A 21,914-nucleotide genomic window follows, 5' to 3' on the forward strand; every position below is an offset into this window, starting at 1 on the left:
AGGTTAAAGCCTAAAGCAATTCCGCTCGGCAGTCTAACGAAATCCGGCGGCTTGGGGCGTGCCGACAAGCACCCTGCCGCCCGCTACAGCCCGCCCAGTTCCGCCATGGATATGACCGACGCGCCGGCCACGATCAGGTGGTCGACCAGTTTAACGTCCACGAGGGCCAGCGCCTGTTTCAGCTGTTGCGTGAAGCCCCGATCCGCCGCGCTGGGCTCGGCCATGCCAGAAGGGTGGTTATGCGCCACGATCAGGGCCGCCGCGTGGTGGCGCAGGGCCTCGCGCACGACCTCGCGGGGGTAAACCGATGCCTGCGACAGTGTTCCGCGCGCCAGTTCGCCCGTGGCGATCACCCGTAGCTGGTTGTCCAGGTAGAGGGCAATGCAGTGTTCCACCCGCCGATGGCCCAGCGCCGTCAGGCAATATTGCTTTACCTGGGCGGGATGGCGCACAGAATGGGGCCGGGTCAGGTCTTCTTCGACGGCGCGGCGCGCCAGCTCCAGCAGGGCGGCCAGGGTGCAGGATTTGGCGGCGCCCAGCCCCGGAACGGCCATGAGTTCCTCGGGTGTGGCCCCCAAAAGGCCGCGCAGGCCGGAAAAACGCTCAAGCAGCCGGTTGGACAGATCCACCACATTGGTGCCCGGAATCCCCGTGCGCAGCCCCAGCGCCAGCAGCTCTGCGTCCTGGAGCGCTGCTGCGCCATGGCGTAGCAGCCGCTCTCGGGGACGCTCGTGTTTTGCCAGCCGGACAGACAATTTCATATAAGGCTCTAAAATCAGGGTTTATCCAATATCCATACGGTGGCAGATCTTGAGCATCGCCTCTAACGAAGTGAACGTTTTTGTCCGTCCGGATTCCTACCTGACGCTGCATTACCGAATCACGCTTGCGTCCGGTCCTGGCAAGGACTCTGTGTTCACGAATACTTTCGACGGCCGTCCCGGCACGCTGCAAATGGGCAGCGGCCAGTGGGCGCCTGGCCTGGAAGCCGCGCTGATCGGCCATGCCGAAGGCGAGAAATTCAGCGTCACCCTGGAACCCGCCGACGCCTACGGCGACCGCAACCCCGAACTGATCCAGCGCGTCACGCGGGCGATGCTTGCCGAGCACGCGGGCGCCGACGCCACGTTCGAGCCGGGCGACCTGGTCGAGTTCACCGCCCCCAACGGCGGCCGCTACTCGGGCGTGCTGAAAGAAATCAACGATGAGTCGGCGCTGTTCGACTTCAACCATCCGCTTGCGGGCGTCCGCTTGCAACTGGACGTGGCGCTGCTGGGAGTTCTCTGATGAGCAAGGCCGTTACCGCCTCCGACGCCGAAGTCCTGCTGGCGCAGCCGCGTGGCTTCTGTGCCGGTGTGGACCGCGCCATCGACATCGTCGAACGCGCGATCGAACTGCATGGCGCACCGATCTACGTGCGCCATGAAATCGTCCACAACCGCTATGTCGTGGAAGACCTGCGCGCCAAGGGCGCCGTCTTCATCGACGAACTGGACGATGCGCCCCCGGGCGCCATCGTCGTGTTCTCGGCCCATGGCGTGTCCAAGGCGGTGCGGGCCGAAGCCGAGGCTCGCGGCTTGCAGGTGTTTGACGCCACCTGCCCGCTGGTCACCAAGGTGCACATTGAAGTGGCCCGCATGCGCGCGGCCGGCCGCGAGATCATCATGATCGGCCACAAGGGGCATCCTGAAGTGGAAGGCACGCTGGGCCAGGCGCAAGGCGGCATGTACCTGGTCGAAACCGTGGAAGACGTGGCGGGCCTGCAAGTCAGCGACCCGGAAAACCTGGCTTTCGTGACGCAGACGACGCTGTCCGTGGATGACGCGGCGGCGGTGTCGCAAGCGCTGAAGGCGCGTTTTCCCAGCATTGTCGAGCCCAAGAAAAGCGACATCTGCTACGCCACCCAGAACCGCCAGGATGCGGTCAAGGTGCTGGCGCCCGAGTGCGACCTGGTGCTGGTCGTGGGCAGCCCGAACAGTTCCAATTCCAACCGGCTGCGCGAAGTGGCCGAACGCAAGGGCGTGGCGTCCTACCTGATCGACGGCGCGCAATCCATTGACCCGGCGTGGTTGGTTGACCGCAAGCGCATCGGCGTGACGGCGGGAGCTTCGGCGCCTGAAATCCTGGTGCAGCAGGTCATTGACCGCGTCAAGGAATTGGGCGCCGTGTCTGTGCGCACCATGCCGGGCCTGGAAGAAAATGTGGCCTTTCCGTTGCCCAAGGGCTTGTCGCGCAAGTCCGCGCAGACGGAATCGCTGGAATAAGCAAGCGCCGCCCGCACGGCGGCACAGCGCCCAAAAAAACAAGGAGAAGACTTCATGCAGTTGTACAGCTACTTCCGCAGCTCGGCCGCGTATCGCGTGCGTATCGCCCTGAATCTGAAGGGCCTGACTTACGAATATTTGCCCGTACACCTGCTGAAGGACGGCGGCCAGCAACTGTCGGACGGCTATCGCAAGCTGAACCCGACGGCGCTGGTGCCGACCTTGATTGATGGCGATGCGGTGATCGGCCAGTCCCTGGCCATCATCGAATACCTGGAAGAAACGCATCCGCAGTCGCCGCTGTTGCCGGCCGACCCGATTGGACGCGCGCGCGTGCGCGATCTGGCACTGGGTATTGCCTGCGACACGCATCCGCTGAACAACCTGCGCGTGCTGAAGTACCTGAAGCACACGCTGGGCGTGGACGAAGCGGCAAAAAGCGCTTGGTACAAGCATTGGGTGCATCAAGGCCTGGAAGCACTGGAAGCCCAGCTGGCACGCTCAAGCGCCACGGGCCGTTTTTGTCATGGCGACACGCCCACCATCGCGGACCTGTGCCTGGTGCCGCAAGTGGCCAATGCGCGGCGCTTCGAGTGTGACCTTTCCGCGATGCCCAACGTGACGCGCATCGATGCCGCCTGCCGCGAGTTGCCGGCTTTCGCAAACGCCGCGCCGGGCAAGCAGCCCGACGCGGAATAAAGGTAGCTGGCCGGCCGGATGGCCGGCAGGCCGTCAGCCGATCTGCACCGGCACGAAGATCTTGTCTTCGCCGCGCTGAACCAGCAGGGCCACGGTCTTGCCGGCCTTGGACAGCGCTTCCTTGACCTGGCCGATGTTGTGCACCGGCACGCCGTTTAGCGACAGCAGCACGTCGCCCGGTTCGATGCCAGCCTTGGCGGCCGGGCCGGCAGAGCGCTCGATCAGCAACCCTTCGGTGCCCGAGGCCTGCTGCTCCTGCGGGCTCAGGGGGCGCAGGGCAAGGCCAAGTTGACCGCGCTGCACGTCTTGATCGCCGGACGCCGACTGCGTCTTGTCCTTCGGAACGCCGCCCAAGGTAGCGACCAGTTCCTTCGGAGCACCGGCGCGCCAGACGTCCAGCTTGATCTTTTCGCCGGGCGAAGCCAGGGTAATCATCGACGCCAGATCGCCCGAGGACACGATGGTCCTGCCATTGATCTGGCGCACCACGTCACCCGGTTGCAAGCCCGCCTTGTCGGCGGCACTGCCCTTTTCGACGCTGGACACCAGCGCGCCGGACGGCGAATCCAACTTGAACGAATTGGCCAGGTCCTGATTCACTTCCTGCACCGTCACGCCCAGGCGCGCATGCTGCACCTTGCCGTGTTCCAGGATCTGGTCCTTGATCTTATAGGCCACGTCGATGGGAATCGAGAACGACAGGCCCTGGAAACCGCCGGTGCGGCTGTAGATCTGCGAGTTGATGCCCACGACTTCACCACGATCATTGAACAGCGGGCCCCCCGAATTTCCCGGGTTGACCGCCACGTCCGTCTGGATGAAGGGCACCGACGTGTCGTCGGGCAGCGAGCGGCCCTTGGCGCTGACGATGCCGGCCGTGGCCGTATTTTCCAGGCCGTAGGGCGAGCCGATGGCCAGCACCCATTCGCCCACTTGCAGCTGGTTCACGTCACCCACCTTGACCACCGGCAGGTTCTTGGCGTCGATCTTGAGTACGGCCACATCGGTCTGCGGGTCCGCGCCCAGCACTTTCGCCTTGTACTCGCGGCGGTCGGTCAGTTTGACGGTGACTTCCTTGGCATCCTGCACGACGTGTGCATTGGTCAGGATGATGCCGTCGGCGCTGATGATGAAGCCCGAACCTTCGCCGCGCATCGGAACTTCACGCGACGGCATGCGACCGCGCGAGCCCGGTATCTGGCCGAAAAACTGGGCAAAGGGGTCATCGTCATCGGCGGATACCTTGCGCGTGCCGCTGACGCTGATGTTGACGACGGCCGGGCCAAAGTCGCGCGTGATCTGCGCGAAGTTGGGCGGGCTGGAAGCATTGATGGAGGGCGTTGCGGCGATGGCGGTCGGGGCGTTTGCCGCCATCGACACGCCGCCCGTCACGGCGGTTGCGCCGGCGCCGCCAATGGCGCCAGCGGCCAGCAGCGCCAGCACAAGGCGCGAGGGTTTCATTTGCGAGGTCTTCATGTCGGCTCCTGCGTTCATGTTTGAGGACATGGCGCTATCTTCGGGCCTGACACTTAGGCGAATCTTAAATCGGCGTAATCAACGCAAAATGGGAAATCGCACGCGCGCGCGCAGCCCTTGGCCACCGGGCGCGTCCTCAAGAATGATGTCGGCGCCATGGCGATCGGCGATGGCTCGCGCGATTGACAGGCCCAGTCCGCTGCCGTGCTGCGTGTTGCCTTCGGCGCGATAGAAGCGGTCGAAGACGCGCTCGCGTTCGGCGGGGGGTATGCCGGGCCCCTCATCGTCGATGGTGAAAGACGCCTGGTCCGCTTCGGATTGCAGATGTAGCCGGATGCGGCCGCCTTCCGGGCTGTGCTTGATGGCGTTGTCCAGCAGGTTGCGAGCGAGCAAGGTGAGGGCGTCCCGATGGCCTTGTACGCGCGCTTCGCTGGCCCCTTCCATGTCGATGGCGATCGCCTTGGCATTGGCCTGTGCCAGCGTCTCGGACAGCGCCTGGCGCAGCACGTCGGCCAAGTCCACGGGGGCCGCGGGCGTGGGCTCCGACGCGCTTTCGTGGCGAGCCATGGACAACATCTGCTCCACCAGCCGGGTGGCGCGGTCAATGCCCGAGGCCAGGCGCTGTTCCGCGATTTTGCGGCTGTCGGCGTCGCCGGCCCGTTGCAGAGCCTGTAGCTGCAAGCGCAGTGCGGCCAGTGGCGAGCGCAGCTCGTGCGCCGCGTCGCCAACGAATTGTTTTTGCTGGGCGAAGGCGGTTCGCATGCGTTCCAGCAGCAGGTTCAATTCAAGAATCAACGGGCGGATCTCGTCTGGCAAGCCCTGCACGTTGACGGGCGACAGATCTTCGGGCTGCCGCGCCGCCACCTGAGCGCGGGCACGCTTGACGGGTCGCAGCGACCAACTGACGACGCACCACACCACCAGCATCAACAGGGGCGCCGCCGCCGCGATGGGTGCGATGGTTCGCAGCGCCAGCTCGCGCGCCATGTGCTTGCGCACGTTCATGTCCTGCGCCACCTGTATCACCTGAAACGGGGTGGCCAGCGCATACACGCGGTACGTGGTGCCTTCCATTTTGGCATCGGAAAAACCCAGGACGATCTGATCCGGCAGGGGGCGGCGCGAACGGGAATTGAAAACGCGCAGGCCGTCGGGTGTCCAGATTTGAATGATCAGATCGTCTGCCATGGGCGTTGCGGCGCCCAGGCTTTGCGTCGGGCCGGTGCTGAGCAGCCCATCGCCCGTGCCCAGCGACAGCGCAGTGCGTTGCAGCAGCGAATCAAAGATGTCGTCGGCCTGGGCCAGCGTGCTGCGATACGCGATAACGCCTTGCGCCAACGCGCCGACCACGATGGCGGCCAGCAGAAAAAACAGCAGGCGGGCTCTCAGTGAGTAGCTAAGCCTGATGCTCATGTTTTGGGGATGACATAGCCGACGCCTCTGACGTTCTGGATCAGGTTCGGACCCAGTTTCTTGCGCAGGCCATGAATATAAACCTCAACCGCGTTGCTGCTGACGCTGTCTTTCCAGCTGTAGAGTTTTTCTTCCAGTTGAGCGCGCGAAAAGATCATGCCCGGGCGGGCGATCAGCGGCTCCAGGACGGCCCATTCGCGGGCGGTCAGCGCAACCGGCGTGCCGTCCACCATGGCGGCGTGCGATTGCGGGTCGATCGTGATGCCCTCATGTTCAAACACCGGTTCGGCGCGGCCGGCACTGCGGCGTATCAATGCCCGCATGCGCGCCAGCAGTTCGTCCACGTCGTATGGCTTGACGATGTAGTCGTCCGCGCCTGCGTCCAGGCCGGCAATGCGGTCGCTGACGGCGTCGCGGGCGGTGGCGATAAGGACAGGCGTGCGGTCCTTGCGGGCGCGTAGCTCGCGCAGCAAGGCCAAGCCGTCGCGCTTGGGCAGGCCCAGGTCCAGCAGGATGAGGTCGTAGGGGTCGGTACGCAGTGCCGATTCAGCAGCGCTGCCGTCCCGGACCCAGTCCACGGCGTAGTGTTCGGCGCGCAGGCAATCCAGCACGCTTTCACCAATCATGATGTCGTCTTCGACAAGGAGGATGCGCATGGTGGTCTTCGCTTGGCTGAATGAAAATCCAGCAAGTTGGACGCGCGGCGGGCGGGTGGAGTTCCCGTTGGGGGGAAGCGGCTTGCCGACGTGTCGGGGCGCGGAAATGAAAAAAGCAGCCCGAGAGGGCTGCTTTTAGAATTTGGTGCCGGCAATAGGAGTCGAACCTACGACCTTCGCATTACGAATGCGCTGCTCTACCAACTGAGCTATGCCGGCAAGACCATTTGCTTGGGATTTGATCGCCTTTCCGGGTTGCGGAGCAACGAACAAAAGATCAGCAAAACATCTTTGTTCTTTCCAGTTCGCCGCCCTGTTTATGGGGCCTGATCTGGAAAGACCGAAATCATATCAGAGTTTTTTGGGGATGGGAAACGGTCGGCCCAAAAAGAACTAAAAAAAATCGCAATTTGCGCGCGCCAAAAATTTAGTTCATAATTGCGTTCTTGGCAGATCCCCGATAGCTCAGTCGGTAGAGCGACGGACTGTTAATCCGCAGGTCGCTGGTTCGAGCCCAGCTCGGGGAGCCAAAAGAATTCAAGGTCACAAGCCGCTACGCGCAAGCATGGCAATGGCACGGGACCCAAGCCGAACTGAAGGGCCACTCGCGAAAGCGAGTGGCCCTTTTAGTTTTTGCTGCGCGCCCCGCTACCACGCGGATACGGTTGTTGTGCGGGTTGTTGTACGCTTCGCCAGATCCAACACAACCGAGCGGGACAAGGTGCGATGGCAGGCCAGATTGAAGACGACAAGCGCATCGGCGTAACCGTGATTTCGGGCTTCCTGGGCAGCGGCAAGACCACGCTGCTGAACCGCCTGCTTCACGAGCCCGCCTATGCCGACACCGTGGTCGTGGTCAATGAATACGGCGATATCGGGGTCGATCACCATCTGGTCCGCTTGGCGCCTGCCAATGTCGTCCTGATCGAGGGCGGCTGCCTGTGTTGCGTCGTCAGCGGGGCGGTGGTCGATACGCTGCGTGAGCTTTTCATGTTGGCGGTCAGTCGGCGGATCAAGCCGTTTCGCCGGGTGATTATCGAAACCAGCGGGTTGGCCGATCCCGCTTCGACGCTGTTCATGCTCAAGCACGACCGGTTCCTGGCGGAGCGCTACGCGTATCGCGGCGCAATCGTGTTGGTGGATGTGCGTCATGGTGAATCGCAATTGGCCAACCAGCCCGAAGCCGCGCGGCAGTTGGCGTTGGCAGACACCGTCGTGCTCAGCAAGTCCGACCTGGCCGACGCCGCGCAGTTGCGCCGCGTAGAGCAGGCAGTCATTGCCATTAACCCGGGGGCGCGGCGTTGTGTGCAGCGCCAGGATGCGCCGCTGGCCGGCATCTTGCGCGAAGGGCCCGATGTGGCTGCGCGCCGCGATGGTGCTGCCTTGTCGAATTGGCTTCAGGCGTTTATCCGGCCACCCGCCGACCGGCATGGCCAGGTTGCGAGCTTTTCTTTGTTCTTGTCGTCGCCCCTCGGGCGTGCCGCGTTCCTTGCTGGTGTGTCCCGCATTCAAGAACGCTATGGGCAGGGAATTTTGCGGATGAAGGGGCTGGTGTGCTTCGAAGGGGAGGCGCTGCCTTGCGAGGTGCATGGGGTTCATGGCGAGCTGTACCCCTTGCGCGCACTGGCGCAATGGCCAACCGACGACCGCGCATCGCACCTGGTCTATATCGGGCGTGGCCTGGATGTTGCCGAGGTTCGCGCGGCCGTTGCCGAGGCGTTGTTGCAGCCGCCGGCTTGAGCCTGCCGTGCTGGCGTGAGTGCTCAAAATGTCGCCATTTAGGCGCAGATGTTGCACTGAAATACGGTATAACCGGTACGGTCTGATGCAAGAATCGAGACAATCATGGATCGTTTGAAGGCGATGCAGGTGTTTGTAGAGGTTGCTGACCGGGGAAGCCTGTCGGCGGCGGCGGTTCATCTCGACATGTCGCGCGCCATGGTTTCGCGCTATCTGGCTGAAATGGAGCAGTGGGTTGGGGTGCGCTTGCTGCACCGTACGACGCGCCGCCTGAGCCTGACCCCCGCGGGCGCCGAGACGCTACCCCGTTGCCGCCAGATGCTGGATATGGTGGGTGACCTGCGAAGCGCGGTATCCACGCCTGAAGATACCCCTAGGGGGTTGTTGCGAATCACCACCAGCATGTCGTTCGGTTCAAGGCATCTGGCCAGCGCCGTGACGGATTACGTGAAGCTGCACCCGGGCACGTCGGTCGACTTGATGTTGGTCGAGCGCGCCGTCAACCTCGTGGAAGAGCGGGTCGACCTCGCGGTGCGCATCACCAATGACCTGGATCCGAACCTGATCGCTCGCAAGCTGGCGGTTTGCCGGTCGGTGGTGTGCGCTTCCCCCGAATATTTGGCCCGAGAGGGGGTGCCGGCTCGAATCGAAGACCTGTCACTGCGAAACTGCCTGACGCATTCTTATTTCGGCAAAAGCCTGTGGCGTTTCGAGCGGGAAGGCTTGCCCGTGGATGTGCCGGTCAGCGGCAATATCAGCGCCAACGAAGTGTCCGTGCTGCTGCATGCCGCGTTGGAGGGGGCGGGTATTGCGATGTTGCCCACTTACTACGCCAATGAATATATTGCGGCGGGGCGTTTGAAAGCGATCTTGCCTCAATGCAAACCCCAGGAATTGGGTATTTATGGCGTTTATGCGTCGCGCAGGCAAATGCCCTTGATACTGCGTTCCATGTTGGACTTTCTGGTTGAGCGCTTGGGTTCGGCTCCTTGGGACAAGCCAGGTGCCTGATCCAGGCCACCCGCGCACGCGTTTCAGGCTTGAGGCACAACGTTATGGCGGTATAATTCGCCAATTGCGCGGACGGCTGGCCATGGGCGTTGATGTCAGTCCTGGCAAATCGGTGTCCGCTGGCATGTACCTTCAAAATATCCAAGAATCGTAAGGCTGGCCAGCGTCCGGCCAGGGCGCGACGAAGCAGGTCTTCGCTTGCGCAGGGGTGATTGATTGTCGGGCGTGTGGCCGGTCGCCATATTGCCAAGATCATTGGCCGCGGATTCGGGCCTTGATACTGACCGCCGTGAAATGCAGGCGTCGGGTTCCGGCGCTTCCCTCGGGCTTGCTGGCCGTTGATGCCGGCTTTTCCAGAATTTGCTTAAAGCGTCTGCCGCGATATCCGATGCGCAGACACTACGCCTTTATCTTGACCCGCTCGCCTTTCGTGGCGCCAGCCTGTCATTGGCAGTCAACCCAGGAATCTTGTGAACAATACGCCGATCAACGCCGTCGATTGCAGCCCCGTCTTGATGGCGGCTAGGCGTGCCGAGAAAGCCGGCGCGGTGCCGTTCGCTTTCGTGCAAGCCGTGTCCGCACAACCTGGTTTTAGCTATATCCATGAAGCACAAATGAAAAAGGCCCGGCGCATTCGCCAGGCCTTCATCAAATTTGGTTGCGGGGGCAGGATTTGAACCTACGACCTTCGGGTTATGAGCCCGACGAGCTGCCAGACTGCTCCACCCCGCGTCTGAGAAAAGAATATTAACCTTATTTTCAACCTAGCGCAAGTTAGCCCTTTGTGAATTTGAATGTCGATGAACGATAGCGAGGCAATACTCGTGCTGGAAACCGCGTTGTTATGCGCGGTGCAGCCGATGCAACTGTCCGATATGCGCAAGCTATTCGGGGACGATGAACAATTCGATAACAGCAAGCTACGCGGGCTGTTGGAGACGCTGCAAGCCAATTGGGCCGATGGCGGCCTCGAGCTGGTGCAGTTGGCAAGCGGCTGGCGATTCCAGAGCCGCCCGCATATGCAGCGGTACCTTGAGCGCCTGAGTCCTGAAAAGCCGCCCAAGTATTCGCGCGCGGTCATGGAAACGTTGGCGATTGTTGCCTGGCGCCAGCCCGTTACGCGCGGCGATATCGAAGATATACGTGGCGTGACGGTGTCTTCGCAAATTGTGAAGGCCTTGGAAGATCGTGGCTGGATCGAGGTGATCGGGCATCGCGATGCGCCGGGTCGTCCTGCGCTGTTCGGCACCACGCGACAGTTCCTGGATGATCTGGGGCTGCGTGCGCTGGACGAGTTGCCGCCTCTGGAATCTGCTCACGCGGCCGCCGCGCTCGCGGGGCTGGACCTGGGTGAAGTCCAGCAACTGACGGGCGAGGGCGCTGAGGCACCGGCAGAAGGGGCAGCGGAAGTCGGGGATGCGGACGCCGCTGCCGACGGGCAAGTCAGCATTGCCGAGGCGGGCGAGGGCGGTGAACATGCCCAAGGCGAGCTTGCCGTAGAAAATATGGCCGACCCCGAAGAAAATGACCCTGTTCCAGTTGCGGAATTGTCAGTTTCGGAACAGGATGCACCCATAGACCCGGTCGATAGCGTAGAATCCGTCGTTTCGCGCACAGAAGAAGGCGCGAATCCCGACGACGAACCCACCGTCCGGGAGCAAGCCGCAGGCTTGTCCAATATGCCGACCCCGTCCGGTTTTCCCGACGACAGGTTCGGTAACGACATTTCCGATATGGCCGCCGACCCCTCTACGGCCGGTGCTGCAAAGGAAAGTGTCGCGAACGCAAAACACGCGGAACCGACCGACCCGATTGACGAGACCGATCACGCAGCGCCTGGCGCCGCCGGGCATGAGCCCGCTTTCGGCCTTGATGATCCTGTTCGGCCCGAACCCGATGCCGTTTCCACGGCCTCGGACGAAGCGGATCCGGCGCAACCTGGCGCCGATCCTGATTCGGCGTCCCCTGATGATGACGAGCCCGCCCCTGGCAGGCCTACCCAAGTTTGAAATTCGGAGCTGTCCCAGTGACAACGAATACAGCAATGCAGGACGACAATCCCCGTTCGGATGACGCCGTTTCCAACGGTCAGCCGGACGCCTCCGCCGCGCGCGAACCCTCTGCTGAAGGCGATGCCGGCGCGCGTGGGCGCGGTCGCAAGCTGAGGACGCCGTTCCGCCGTCGCCGTGGCGACGCCGCCGCAGAGCAGGCACCCGCTGAGGGCCAGTCCGTTGCGGCCGCGGCACCGGTTGAGTCGGCTGACTCCCGGGGTGGTGAGCAGGAAGCGGAGCAAGCGTTGTCGTATCTCGACAACACCGATCGCATGGAACAGCGCCTGGGCAAGTACCTGAACAGCGATTCGGTCATGCCCAAGCTGCACAAGGTGCTGGCGGACGCCGGCATCGGCTCGCGCCGCGAGATGGAAGAGTTGATCGTTGCCGGTCGCGTGTCCGTCAATGGCGAGCCGGCCCATATCGGCCAACGCGTTGCGCCCAACGATCAGGTCCGCGTGAACGGCAAACCGATCATGCGCACGAATACGAAAAAGCCGCCGCGCGTAATTCTGTATCACAAGCCGGCTGGCGAAATCGTCAGTCATGACGATCCGGCCGGTCGCGCCAGCGTGTTTGCACGCTTGCCCAAGCTGCGCACGGGCAAGTGGCTGTCGGTGGGGCGCCTTGACCTGAACACGGAAGGTCTGCTGATTTTCACGACGTCGGGCGACATGGCCAACCGCATCATGCATCCGCGCTATGGCACGGAACGCGAGTACGCGGTCCGGGTGCTGGGTGAGATGGACGAAGCGCAGCGCCAGTCGCTGGTGGACGGCATCGAACTTGAAGACGGCGTGGCCGCGTTCGGCGCGCTGGATTACCTGGGTGGCGACGGCAGCAACCGCTGGTATCGCGTGACCTTGCAGGAAGGGCGCAACCGCGAAGTCCGCCGCATGTTCGAAGCGGTAGGTGTGACGGTCAGCCGCCTGATCCGCACTCGCTTCGGTGACGTGGTCCTGCCGCGCACGTTGCGTCGTGGTCGCTGGGAAGAATTGGATGGTTCGCTGGTTACCGCGCTGATGGTCCAGCTGGGCCTGTTGCGCGATGACGACGAATCCGGCGGCAACCGTCGCCGTTCGAAGCAGCCCGTGTCGCATGACAGCGCGCTGCCTCCCGGCTTCGGCACGATGGATCGCAATGGTATGAACGGCGCCCGAATCGGTCGTCGCGGCAAACTGCAAGGCGGCCGGCTGGGTAGCGCGGGTCAAACCGCCGCATGCCCGTCCGATCCCTTTGGCACCGGATTGATGATTGCCGGTGGCTATGCCAACGGTCATCCGCTGGCCTCGGAAGGGCCGGGCGGCAACCGCAAGGGCGGCAAACCCGGCGGCGAGCGTTCGGCCGCGGCCGGTGGCGGCCGTCCTGGTGGCAAGCAAGGCGGCAAGCCGGGCGGAAAACCGGGCGGCAAGCCGCGAGGCCCGCGCGGTCCGCGCGCGGCGGCGGCAGATGGTCAACGCGGCAACGTGGCTTCGGCTGATGTCGGGGCCGGCAACGTGGCCGATGCGCCCGTGGGTGGTGGCCGCAAACCTTCGGGCGGCAAGCCCGGTGGCAAGCCGGCGGGCGCGCGTGGCGCCAATGGTGGGCGTAGCGGTAACGGCAAGCCTGCCGGCGCCGGCGGCCGTGGCGGCAATAAGGCGGAAGGTTCGCGCAATGCTGGCGGCCCGGCTGCGAACAAGGGTCCGGGGGCGGGCGGCAAGCCGCGCGCTCCGCGCAGTGCTTCCTCTGCCTCGTCGGGCCCGCGCGGCGACGATTGGCAGCCGCGAGGCGCCTCGGCGCATGAATCGCGGTTGGGTGTGATGGGTGGACGAGGCCGTCAGGGCCGCTGATCCGCTTGCTGGCGGCGCGTTTGGCGCGCCGCCGACCCCGATATGTCCCGTATAAGCGTAAGCCCGTGACGAATCAGGCGTTTTTCCAGTTTATCTGGTAAAATCAATGGTTTTCATGGCTTCGCGTCATTGCCCTTTGCCGGGCGATGGGGTCGAGATGCCGCTTTGGCAGGCTTGGTTGTTGCCAAAGCTGGGGGTCAACGCCGGGGTCGCGGCTGGTATGGATGCTGGTATGAGTACCGGTTCGAATGCTGGTATGACTGCCAGGTGTTATAGCCGGCAGCCGGCAGCAGTTTGCATTAGCAATTGAAGCGCAGCGGGTTTGCAATAGCTGCGGTTCTCAGCGGTTGTTGAATACGAAGTTGTTCAATAGCAGTTTGGCATCGGATATGCGCCAAGTGCCGCCGGACCCGAGGTTTCAATATCGGGTTGTGGGGCAGGCAGGGTCGGAATGACCCGTGGTGCATCAATTTAGGTCGCAATATAGGGCGCTGCCCAGCATTGCTCCTTACGTGCAGTAGGGAAGCGGCTGGGCTCTGCGCAATATCGGTGGGCTGGGCGTGCAGCCCATTTTTTTTGAGTATATGGCTGATTTATTCGCATTGACCGAAGAGGCTCTGGCCGGCATGGACGTCGAACTCGTGGACGTCGAGCGTGCCGCCCTGGGCCTTTTGCGCGTAACGATCGATCGGGTCGGCGGTGTGCGCATCGAAGACTGTGAACAGGTTTCCCGCCAGTTGTCGCGGGTGTTCGAAGTTGAAAACGTCGACTACAAACGACTGGAAGTCGGTTCGCCGGGCATTGACCGCCCGTTGCGCAACGAAGCCGAATTCCGCCGGTTTGCAGGCGAGCGCATCGAAATCAAGCTGCGTGAGGCATTAGACGGACGTAAGGTTTTCTCCGGCACGTTGACCGTGCCCGAAGAGGACGCCGCCGCCTCGGAAGCCGACGCTGGGATGCACAAGACCGTCTTCGGTCTCGAATTTGAGGCAAAAAAGAACGAAATCCAGGTGTTGAATTTCACGGTCGAAGATATCGAACGTGCAAAACTGGATCCCGTTCTGGATTTCAAGGGCAAAAAGCGATGAGTCGCGAAATTCTTCTGTTGGTCGATGCCTTGGCGCGTGAAAAGAACGTCACGCGTGACGTCGTGTTCGGTGCGCTGGAAAGCGCGCTGGCCTCGGCCATGAAAAAGCGCTTCAAGGATGATGCGGACATTCGTGTCGCCATCGATAGGGAAACCGGCGATCACGAGGGCTTCCGCCGCTGGCTGGTGGTGCCCGACGAAGCGGGCCTGCAAGAGCCCGACAAGCAGGAAATGCTGTCGGACGCGCAAGAAATCGTTCCTGATATTCAGGAAGGCGAATACATCGAAGAGCCGCTTGAGCCCATCGAATTCGGCCGTATCGGCGCGCAGGCGGCCAAGCAGGCCATCTTGCAAAAGATCCGGGACGCTGAACGCGAACAGGTGCTGAACGACTTCCTGGACCGTGGCGAAACCATTGTGTCCGGCACGATCAAGCGCATGGACAAGGGCGACGCCATTGTCGAAACCGGCAAGATCGAAGCGCGCCTGCCGCGTTCCGAAATGATCCCGAAGGAAAATCTCCGGGTTGCCGACCGCGTCCGCGCCTACGTGTTGCGTGTTGACCACGCCGCGCGTGGTCAGCAGGTGATCCTGTCGCGCACCTCGCCCGAGTTCATTCGCCAGCTGTTCGAGAACGAAGTGCCCGAAATCGAACAGGGTCTGCTCGAGATCAAGGCTGCCGCTCGCGACGCGGGTGTGCGTGCCAAGATCGCCGTGGTGGCATACGATAAGCGTATCGACCCGATCGGCACCTGCGTCGGCATGCGCGGTTCGCGCGTCACCGCGGTTCGTAACGAGCTGGGTGGTGAACAGGTCGACATCGTGTTGTGGTCTGAAGACCCCGCGCAGTTTGTCATTGGCGCCTTGGCGCCGGCCAACGTCGAATCGATCGTCGTTGATGAAGACAAGCATGCGATGGACGTCGTGGTTGACGAAGAAAACCTGCCCAAGGCCATCGGCGCCAAGGGTCAGAACGTGCGCCTGGCGTCCGAGCTGACGGGCTGGCAGATCAACATCATGACGCCGGAAGAAAGCCTGAATCGCCAGGAAGTCGAGCGTTCGGGTCTGCGCACCACGTTCATGAGCAAGTTGGACGTTGATGAGGAAGTCGCCGACATCCTGATCGACGAAGGTTTTACCGGTATCGAGGAAATCGCTTACGTACCCATGCAGGAACTGCTGGAAATCGAAGCGTTTGACGAAGACACCATCAATGAATTGCGCGCCCGTGCCCGCAATGCGCTGCTGACTGAGGCAATTGCCCAGGAAGAGCGTCTTGAGACCGCACAGGATTTGCTTGAACTCGAAGGCATGACGCAAGAACTGGCTGCAAAGCTGGCCGAGCGTCAAGTGCATACGCGTGATGATCTGGCCGAATTGGCAACGGACGAACTGGCGGAAATCGCCGGCTTGACCGAGCAGGAAGCCAGCGACCTCATCATGCGTGCCCGTGCCCATTGGTTCGACGAAGAATAACCAAAAGGACACGGGTCTGCGGTGGGTAGTGCTGGATTCATCCACCGCAAGTTCACGTTGTTTGTAATAGCTGCATATAGGGAAGAGAGAGCCTAATGTCGAGTAACACCGTCGCCCAGTTCGCTACCGAGCTGAAAATGCCTGCCAATGTGCTGCTGGATCAGCTGCGCTCGGCTGGTGTTGACCTCAAATCGGTTGACGATTCCGTCACCGACAGCGACAAGGCGAAATTGCTCGAATCGCTGCGTCGCGCCCATGGCGCGACCGAAGGCAAGAAGATCACCTTGACGCGCCGCCAGACGTCCGAGATCCGGCAGGCTGATGCCACCGGCCGCTCGCGCACGATCCAGGTTGAAGTGCGCAAGAAGCGCGTGTTCGTCAAGCGTGATCCCTCCGAAATCGCCCTTGAGCAAGCCGCGTCCGCGCGTGCCGAAGATGAAGTTGCGATCGAAGAAGAGCAGCAGGTGTCCGCGCCGGCTGCACCCGAGGCTCCTGCCGTGGTCGAGCCCCGCGAGACCGCTGCCGACAAGGCCGAGGCTTCGGCCCCTGCCGCGGCACAAGAGCCCGTTGCTGTAGAAGCGCCCGCGCCGGTTGAAGCGCCCGCGCCTGTTGAACCCGTCGCGGCCGAAGTGCCCGCCCCCGTCGAGGCGCAAGCCGCCGAAGTCCAGGCCCAGCCTGAACCCGAACCGACGCCGGCGCCTGCTCCTGCCGAGCCCGTGGCCGAAGAGGCCAAGCCCGAAGTTAAGACTGAATCCACCGAGCCCAAGGCTGAAGAAGCCAAGCCGGAACCCGTTGTGCTAGCCAATAAGTCCGATACACCTTCCCCCGAGGCCACTGCGCCGATCGCCCAGGCGCAGCCTGCCGCGAAGTCCGAACCCGTGAAAACCGCCGCGCCCGCGCCGGCCGCGCCCCCCGTCAAGGTGGGCAACCGTGCCGACAACCGCCGCGCCGGCCCGCCCCTTGCTGCGTCCGCTACGTCGGGTGGCCGCGATGAGGCGCGCCGTGCCGCCGAGGCCGAAGCCGCCGCGCTGCGCGAGATGCTGAATCGTCCGCGCAAGGTGCTGCGTGCTCCTGAACCGGAGGCCCCCGCAGCCGCCGCTGCCGCGCCGATTTCCGGCACGCTGCACAAGCCGGCCGGCAAGCCGGGTGCCACGCCTGGCGCCAAGAAGGACGCCAAGCCCGCCGCTCCTGGCGCGAAAAAGACCATCAAGACCGCCGAAGTTGCTTCGACCTGGTCGGATGACGCCTCGCGCAAGAAGCCCGCCGACAAGCCGGCCGCCCCGGCCAGCCGTGATGGCTGGCGTGCAGGTGGCAAGGGTGGTGGCAAGGGCGGCGGCCGTGGTGGCCGCAACCAGCAGAACGACCGCCGCAACGAGCCCGCACCGCAGGAATTCATTGCCCGCGAAGTTCACGTGCCGGAAACCATCAGCGTGGCCGACCTGGCTCACAAGATGTCCGTGAAGGCCGCCGAGGTCATCAAGCATCTGATGAAGCTGGGCCAGATGGTCACCATCAACCAGGTGCTGGACCAGGAAACGGCCATGATCGTGGTCGAGGAACTGGGCCACGTGGCCATCGCCGCCAAGCTGGACGATCCGGAAGCATTCCTGGACGAATCCGCCACGGTGTCCGAAGCCGAACAACTGCCGCGCGCTCCGGTCGTGACCGTCATGGGCCACGTCGACCACGGCAAGACCTCGCTGCTGGATTACATCCGCCGCGCCAAGGTTGCCGCGGGCGAAGCCGGCGGCATTACGCAACACATTGGCGCCTACCACGTTCAAACCGAACGCGGCATGGTGACATTCCTTGACACCCCGGGCCACGAGGCGTTCACCGCCATGCGTGCCCGCGGCGCCAAGGCGACCGACATCGTGATTCTGGTGGTTGCCGCCGACGACGGCGTGATGCCGCAAACGCGTGAAGCCATCCACCACGCCAAGGCCGCGGGCGTGCCCATGGTTGTGGCCGTGACCAAGATCGACAAGCCGTCGGCCAACCCCGAACGCGTCAAGCAGGAACTGGTTGCCGAACAGGTCGTGCCGGAAGAATACGGTGGTGACGTGCCCTTCGTGGGCGTGTCGGCCAAGACCGGCGAAGGCATTGACGATCTGCTGGAAAACCTCCTGCTGCAAGCCGAAGTGCTGGAATTGAAGGCTCCGGAAGACGCACCCGCCAAGGGTCTGGTCATCGAAGCCCGTCTGGACAAGGGCCGTGGCCCGGTCGCGACGATCCTGGTGCAAAGCGGCACGCTCAAGCGCGGCGACGTCGTGCTGGCCGGCGCAAGCTTTGGCCGCGTGCGCGCCATGCTGGACGAAAACGGCAAGCCGATCCAATCGGCGGGCCCGTCCATCCCGGTGGAAATTCAGGGTCTGACCGAAGTTCCCGCCGCCGGCGACGAACTGATGGCGCTGTCCGACGAACGCAAGGCGCGCGAAATCGCGCTGTTCCGCCAGGGCAAGTTCCGCGACGTCAAGCTGGCACGCCAACAGGCCGCCAAGCTCGAATCGATGTTCGACAACCTGGGCGAGGGCACGCAAACGCTTACCCTTATCGTCAAGACCGACGTGCAGGGTTCGCAGGAAGCGCTGGTTCAGTCGCTGGTCAAGCTGTCGACCGACGAAGTCCGTGTGCAAGTGGTGCACGCGGCCGTGGGCGGCATCTCGGAAACCGACATCAACCTGGCTATTGCCTCGAACGCGGTCGTGATCGGCTTTAACGTGCGTGCGGAAGCAAGCGCCAAGAAGCTGGCCGAGAACAACGGCATCGACGTGCGCTACTACAACATCATCTATGACGCCGTGGATGAAGTTAAGGCGGCCATGTCGGGCATGTTGGCGCCCGAGAAGAAGGAAGAAATCATCGGCCTGGTCGAGATCCGTGAGGTCTACAGCATCTCGCGCCTTGGCAACATCGCTGGTTGTATGGTGCTTGACGGCATCGTCCGCCGCGATTCCCAGGTACGCCTGCTGCGCAACAACGTGGTTCACTGGACGGGGCATCTTGAATCGCTGCGCCGCTTCAAGGACGACGTCAAGGAAGTCAAGTCGGGCTTCGATTGCGGTCTTACGCTGCGCGGCAACAACGACATCCAGGTGGGTGACCAGCTGGAAGTCTTTGAAATCAAGGAAATCGCGCGTACGCTGTAAAGCGTCGCGAGGCATTATTGCTAATGAGCCGTCACAAGTCCAAAGCCATCCCCGGCCGCAATTTGCGGCTGGCCGACCAGATCCAGAAGGATCTGGCCGAGATCATCCAGCGCGAGATCGATATGTCTCGCGCCGGGCTGATCACGCTCTCTGGTGTGGAATTGTCGACCGACTACGCGCATGCCAAGGTGTGGTTCACGGTTTTGGGCGCCGAGCCCGAAGCCGCCACCGCCTTGCTGAACGAAAAAGCCGGTTGGCTGCATTCCCAGCTTTACAAGCTGCTGCACATTCACACTGTCCCCACTTTGCGCTTCTTCCACGACGAGCAGATTGCCCGTGGCATCGAAATGTCGATCCTCATCGACCGCGCAAACCGGCCTGGCCCGCACTCGGGCGTGCCTGACGAACCTGAAGACCAGTCCTGATCGGGCTGTCGTCACTGCTTTTCAACCGGATTCCGACGATGGCTAAACGACGCGGGCTTTTGCTCGACGGTGTGCTGTTGCTCGACAAACCCGTAGGTTTGTCGAGCAACCACGCCTTGCAACGCGCCAAGCGTTCCATGGACGCGGCGAAAGCCGGTCATACGGGCACGCTGGATCCCTTCGCCACCGGCTTGCTGGTGTGCTGCATGGGACGCGCAACCAAGATTTCCGGCGCGATGCTTAACGCTGACAAGGCGTATCGCGCTACGCTGCAATTTGGCAGCGAAACCGATTCTGGCGACCTGACCGGCAATGTCGTGTCCACCGCCGAACCGGGCTTTACCGTTGACGAACAGGCGCTGCGCGACGCGCTGTCACGTTTCTCGGGCACGATCGAGCAGATTCCGCCGATGTACTCCGCGCTCAAGCGCGATGGCAAACCGCTGTACGAGTACGCGCGCGCCGGCATCGAGCTGGAACGGGCCCCGCGCCAGATCACGATTCACCGCATCGAGCTGTTGTCCCTTTCGGGAACGCAGGCAGAGATCGATGTGGCTTGCAGTAAAGGCACATACATCCGAACACTGGCCCAGGACATCGGGCGCGTGCTGGGCTGTTTCGCCCACCTGACGGCGCTGCGGCGCACGCATGTCGGGCCATTTTCTCTGGAACGCGCCGTTGAGCTGGAAGCCTTGCAGGCCATGCCAGACCCCAAGCAGGCATTGCTTGCACTGAACGAATTGCCGGAGGGCTTGCTGCCCTCCACCCTGACCTTAAAGGACTCGCTATGACTCGCGCCTTGCGCAACGTCGCCATCATCGCCCACGTGGACCACGGTAAAACAACCCTGGTCGACCAGCTGCTGCGCCAATCCGGCACCTTCCGCGAAAACCAGGCGCTGACCGAACGGGTCATGGACTCGAACGACCTGGAAAAAGAACGCGGCATCACGATTCTGGCCAAGAACTGTGCCGTTGAATACGAAGGCACGCACATCAACATCGTCGACACCCCGGGCCACGCTGACTTCGGTGGCGAAGTCGAGCGCGTGCTGTCCATGGTTGACGGCGTGCTGCTGCTGGTTGACGCCGTTGAAGGCCCGATGCCGCAGACCATTTTCGTGACCCGCAAGGCGCTGGCCCTGGGCCTGAAGCCGATCGTGGTCGTCAACAAAGTTGACCGCCCGGGCGCCCGTACCGACTTCGTCATCAACGCCACGTTCGACCTGTTCGACAAGCTGGGCGCGACGGAAGAACAGCTGGACTTCCCGGTGGTGTACGCCTCGGGCTTGTCCGGCTACGCCGGCCTGACCCCGGACGTGCGCGAAGGCAACATGCGCCCGTTGTTCGAAGCCATTCTGCAGCACGTGCCGCAGCGTGACGACGATCCCAACGGCCCGCTGCAGATGCAAATCATCTCGCTGGACTACAACAGCTACGTCGGCAAGATCGGCGTGGGCCGCATCAACCGTGGTCGCATGCGCCCCGGCATGGAAGTGGCTTACAAGTTTGGTCCCGACGGCCAAGGCGGCAAGGGCCGCATCAACCAGGTCCAGAAGTTCCACGGCCTGGAGCGCGTTGTGGTTGAAGAAGCCGAAGCCGGCGACATCGTGCTGATCAACGGCATCGAAGAACTGGGCATTGGTTGCACCGTGACCGACGTGATCACGCAGGAAGCCCTGCCGATGCTGCGCATCGACGAGCCGACGCTGACCATGAACTTCATGGTTAATACGTCGCCGCTGGCCGGCCGCGAAGGCAAGTTCGTGACCAGCCGCCAAGTGCGCGACCGCCTGGACCGCGAACTGAAGTCCAACGTGGCGCTGCGTGTGCGCGACACGGGCGACGACACGGTGTTTGAAGTGTCGGGCCGTGGCGAACTGCACCTGACGATTCTGCTGGAAACGATGCGTCGCGAAGGCTACGAGCTGGCCGTGTCGCGTCCGCGTGTGGTGTTCAAGGACATCGACGGCGTGAAGTGCGAGCCGTTCGAATCGTTGACCATCGACGTTGAAGATGCCCACCAGGGTGGCGTCATGGAAGAGCTGGGCCGCCGCAAGGGCGACCTGCAAGACATGCAGCCGGACGGCCGTGGCCGTACGCGTCTGGAATACCTGATCCCGGCCCGTGGCCTGATCGGCTTCCAGAACGAATTCCTGACGCTGACGCGCGGCACGGGTTTGATGAGCCACATCTTCCACGAATACGCCCCGGTCAAGGAAGGTTCGATCGGCGAGCGTCGCAACGGCGTGCTGATCAGCCAGGACCAAGGCGATGCCGTGGCCTACGCGCTGTGGAAGCTGCAAGATCGCGGCCGCATGTTCGTGAGCCCGGGTGATGCGCTGTATGAAGGCATGATCATCGGCATTCACAGCCGTGACAACGACCTGGTCGTGAACCCGATCAAGGGCAAGCAGCTGACCAACGTGCGCGCCTCGGGTACCGACGAAGCCGTGCGCCTGGTGCCGCCGATTCAGATGTCGCTGGAATACGCCGTGGAATTCATCGACGACGACGAGCTCGTGGAAATCACGCCGAAGTCGATCCGTCTGCGCAAGCGCCATCTGCTGGAAAACGAACGCAAGCGCGCCGCGCGCGAAGCCTCGGTCTAAGGCGAGCCCCCGGGGATATTCCTCCCT

The 21,914-nt window shown here is 62.8% G+C and carries 18 protein-coding genes and 3 tRNA genes; 15 read left to right on the forward strand and 6 right to left on the reverse strand.

Annotated elements, in window-relative coordinates; all coding sequences use genetic code 11:
• Positions 1 to 83: 83 nt before the first annotated feature.
• The gene (gene radC / locus YH64_RS01715; protein WP_104143170.1) at positions 84 to 761 is read right to left on the reverse strand and encodes a DNA repair protein RadC; all 678 of its coding nucleotides are present in this window, start codon (positions 759 to 761) and stop codon (positions 84 to 86) included.
• Between the two features lie 49 nt (positions 762 to 810).
• On the opposite strand from radC, the gene YH64_RS01720 reads away from it, so the two are divergent.
• The 3 genes from YH64_RS01720 to maiA are packed head-to-tail and all read left to right on the forward strand — an operon-like array spanning position 811 to position 2,963.
• Positions 811 to 1,287 (forward strand): peptidylprolyl isomerase, encoded by a 477-nt coding sequence (locus tag YH64_RS01720; RefSeq protein WP_006218259.1) that lies wholly within the window; start codon positions 811 to 813, stop codon positions 1,285 to 1,287.
• Positions 1,287 to 2,264: a 4-hydroxy-3-methylbut-2-enyl diphosphate reductase gene (gene ispH, locus YH64_RS01725; RefSeq protein WP_046802766.1), complete on the forward strand. Its 978-nt coding sequence runs from the start codon at positions 1,287 to 1,289 to the stop codon at positions 2,262 to 2,264. Before YH64_RS01720 ends, ispH begins: the two co-directional genes overlap by 1 nt.
• A gap of 54 nt (positions 2,265 to 2,318) precedes the next feature.
• Positions 2,319 to 2,963: a maleylacetoacetate isomerase gene (gene maiA / locus YH64_RS01730; RefSeq protein ID WP_046802767.1), complete on the forward strand. Its 645-nt coding sequence runs from the start codon at positions 2,319 to 2,321 to the stop codon at positions 2,961 to 2,963.
• A gap of 33 nt (positions 2,964 to 2,996) precedes the next feature.
• Here maiA and YH64_RS01735 read toward each other — a convergent pair whose 3' ends face one another.
• From YH64_RS01735 to YH64_RS01750, 4 genes are all read right to left on the reverse strand, one after another.
• The gene (locus tag YH64_RS01735) at positions 2,997 to 4,439 is read right to left on the reverse strand and encodes a DegQ family serine endoprotease (protein ID WP_046802768.1); all 1,443 of its coding nucleotides are present in this window, start codon (positions 4,437 to 4,439) and stop codon (positions 2,997 to 2,999) included.
• Positions 4,440 to 4,517: 78 nt separating this feature from the next.
• Positions 4,518 to 5,852, reverse strand: coding sequence for an ATP-binding protein (locus tag YH64_RS01740; protein ID WP_046802769.1), 1,335 nt, complete (start codon positions 5,850 to 5,852; stop codon positions 4,518 to 4,520).
• Positions 5,849 to 6,508 (reverse strand): response regulator, encoded by a 660-nt coding sequence (locus YH64_RS01745; RefSeq protein ID WP_046802770.1) that lies wholly within the window; start codon positions 6,506 to 6,508, stop codon positions 5,849 to 5,851. The genes YH64_RS01740 and YH64_RS01745 overlap by 4 nt, the downstream gene beginning before the upstream one ends.
• Positions 6,509 to 6,651: 143 nt before the next feature.
• Positions 6,652 to 6,727, reverse strand: a tRNA-Thr gene (locus YH64_RS01750).
• A gap of 235 nt (positions 6,728 to 6,962) precedes the next feature.
• On the opposite strand from YH64_RS01750, the gene YH64_RS01755 reads away from it, so the two are divergent.
• The 4 genes from YH64_RS01755 to YH64_RS01770 all read left to right on the forward strand — a co-directional run bounded on the left by YH64_RS01755 (position 6,963) and on the right by YH64_RS01770 (position 9,936).
• Positions 6,963 to 7,038, forward strand: a tRNA-Asn gene (locus YH64_RS01755).
• A 196-nt stretch (positions 7,039 to 7,234) separates the two neighbouring features.
• On the forward strand, positions 7,235 to 8,248 hold the full coding sequence (locus tag YH64_RS01760; RefSeq protein WP_046802771.1) for a GTP-binding protein: 1,014 nt from the start codon (positions 7,235 to 7,237) through the stop codon (positions 8,246 to 8,248).
• A gap of 105 nt (positions 8,249 to 8,353) precedes the next feature.
• Complete coding sequence (locus tag YH64_RS01765) at positions 8,354 to 9,259, forward strand: LysR family transcriptional regulator (protein WP_104143175.1); 906 nt, start codon at positions 8,354 to 8,356, stop codon at positions 9,257 to 9,259.
• A 470-nt stretch (positions 9,260 to 9,729) separates the two neighbouring features.
• Positions 9,730 to 9,936, forward strand: a complete 207-nt coding sequence (locus YH64_RS01770) for a hypothetical protein (RefSeq protein ID WP_082134327.1) — start codon at positions 9,730 to 9,732, stop codon at positions 9,934 to 9,936.
• Here the strand turns inward: YH64_RS01770 and YH64_RS01775 are convergent.
• Positions 9,915 to 9,991 (reverse strand) — tRNA-Met (locus YH64_RS01775). The two genes, YH64_RS01770 and YH64_RS01775, sit on opposite strands and share 22 nt — an antisense overlap.
• A gap of 62 nt (positions 9,992 to 10,053) precedes the next feature.
• Between YH64_RS01775 and scpB the strand changes: the two genes are divergently transcribed.
• The 8 genes from scpB to typA all read left to right on the forward strand — a co-directional run bounded on the left by scpB (position 10,054) and on the right by typA (position 21,887).
• Positions 10,054 to 11,268, forward strand: coding sequence for an SMC-Scp complex subunit ScpB (scpB, locus tag YH64_RS01780; RefSeq protein ID WP_046802772.1), 1,215 nt, complete (start codon positions 10,054 to 10,056; stop codon positions 11,266 to 11,268).
• 35 nt (positions 11,269 to 11,303) lie between these two features.
• Positions 11,304 to 13,139, forward strand: a complete 1,836-nt coding sequence (rluB, locus tag YH64_RS01785) for a 23S rRNA pseudouridine(2605) synthase RluB (RefSeq protein WP_046802773.1) — start codon at positions 11,304 to 11,306, stop codon at positions 13,137 to 13,139.
• Between the two features lie 584 nt (positions 13,140 to 13,723).
• Entirely contained in the window at positions 13,724 to 14,227 is a 504-nt protein-coding gene (gene rimP / locus YH64_RS01790; RefSeq protein WP_046802774.1) for a ribosome maturation factor RimP, read from the forward strand.
• Positions 14,224 to 15,702, forward strand: a complete 1,479-nt coding sequence (gene nusA / locus YH64_RS01795; RefSeq protein ID WP_006218270.1) for a transcription termination factor NusA — start codon at positions 14,224 to 14,226, stop codon at positions 15,700 to 15,702. Before rimP ends, nusA begins: the two co-directional genes overlap by 4 nt.
• 95 nt (positions 15,703 to 15,797) lie before the next feature.
• Positions 15,798 to 18,851: a translation initiation factor IF-2 gene (gene infB / locus YH64_RS01800; protein WP_143215214.1), complete on the forward strand. Its 3,054-nt coding sequence runs from the start codon at positions 15,798 to 15,800 to the stop codon at positions 18,849 to 18,851.
• Between the two features lie 23 nt (positions 18,852 to 18,874).
• On the forward strand, positions 18,875 to 19,276 hold the full coding sequence (gene rbfA, locus YH64_RS01805; RefSeq protein ID WP_006218273.1) for a 30S ribosome-binding factor RbfA: 402 nt from the start codon (positions 18,875 to 18,877) through the stop codon (positions 19,274 to 19,276).
• 38 nt (positions 19,277 to 19,314) lie between these two features.
• Positions 19,315 to 20,067 (forward strand): tRNA pseudouridine(55) synthase TruB, encoded by a 753-nt coding sequence (gene truB / locus YH64_RS01810; protein WP_046802776.1) that lies wholly within the window; start codon positions 19,315 to 19,317, stop codon positions 20,065 to 20,067.
• Positions 20,064 to 21,887, forward strand: a complete 1,824-nt coding sequence (typA, locus tag YH64_RS01815) for a translational GTPase TypA (RefSeq protein WP_046802777.1) — start codon at positions 20,064 to 20,066, stop codon at positions 21,885 to 21,887. Before truB ends, typA begins: the two co-directional genes overlap by 4 nt.
• Positions 21,888 to 21,914: the final 27 nt, after the last annotated feature.

The organism is Achromobacter sp. LC458, assembly GCF_001005835.2.
Lineage (GTDB): Bacteria > Pseudomonadota > Gammaproteobacteria > Burkholderiales > Burkholderiaceae_B > Achromobacter > Achromobacter spanius_B.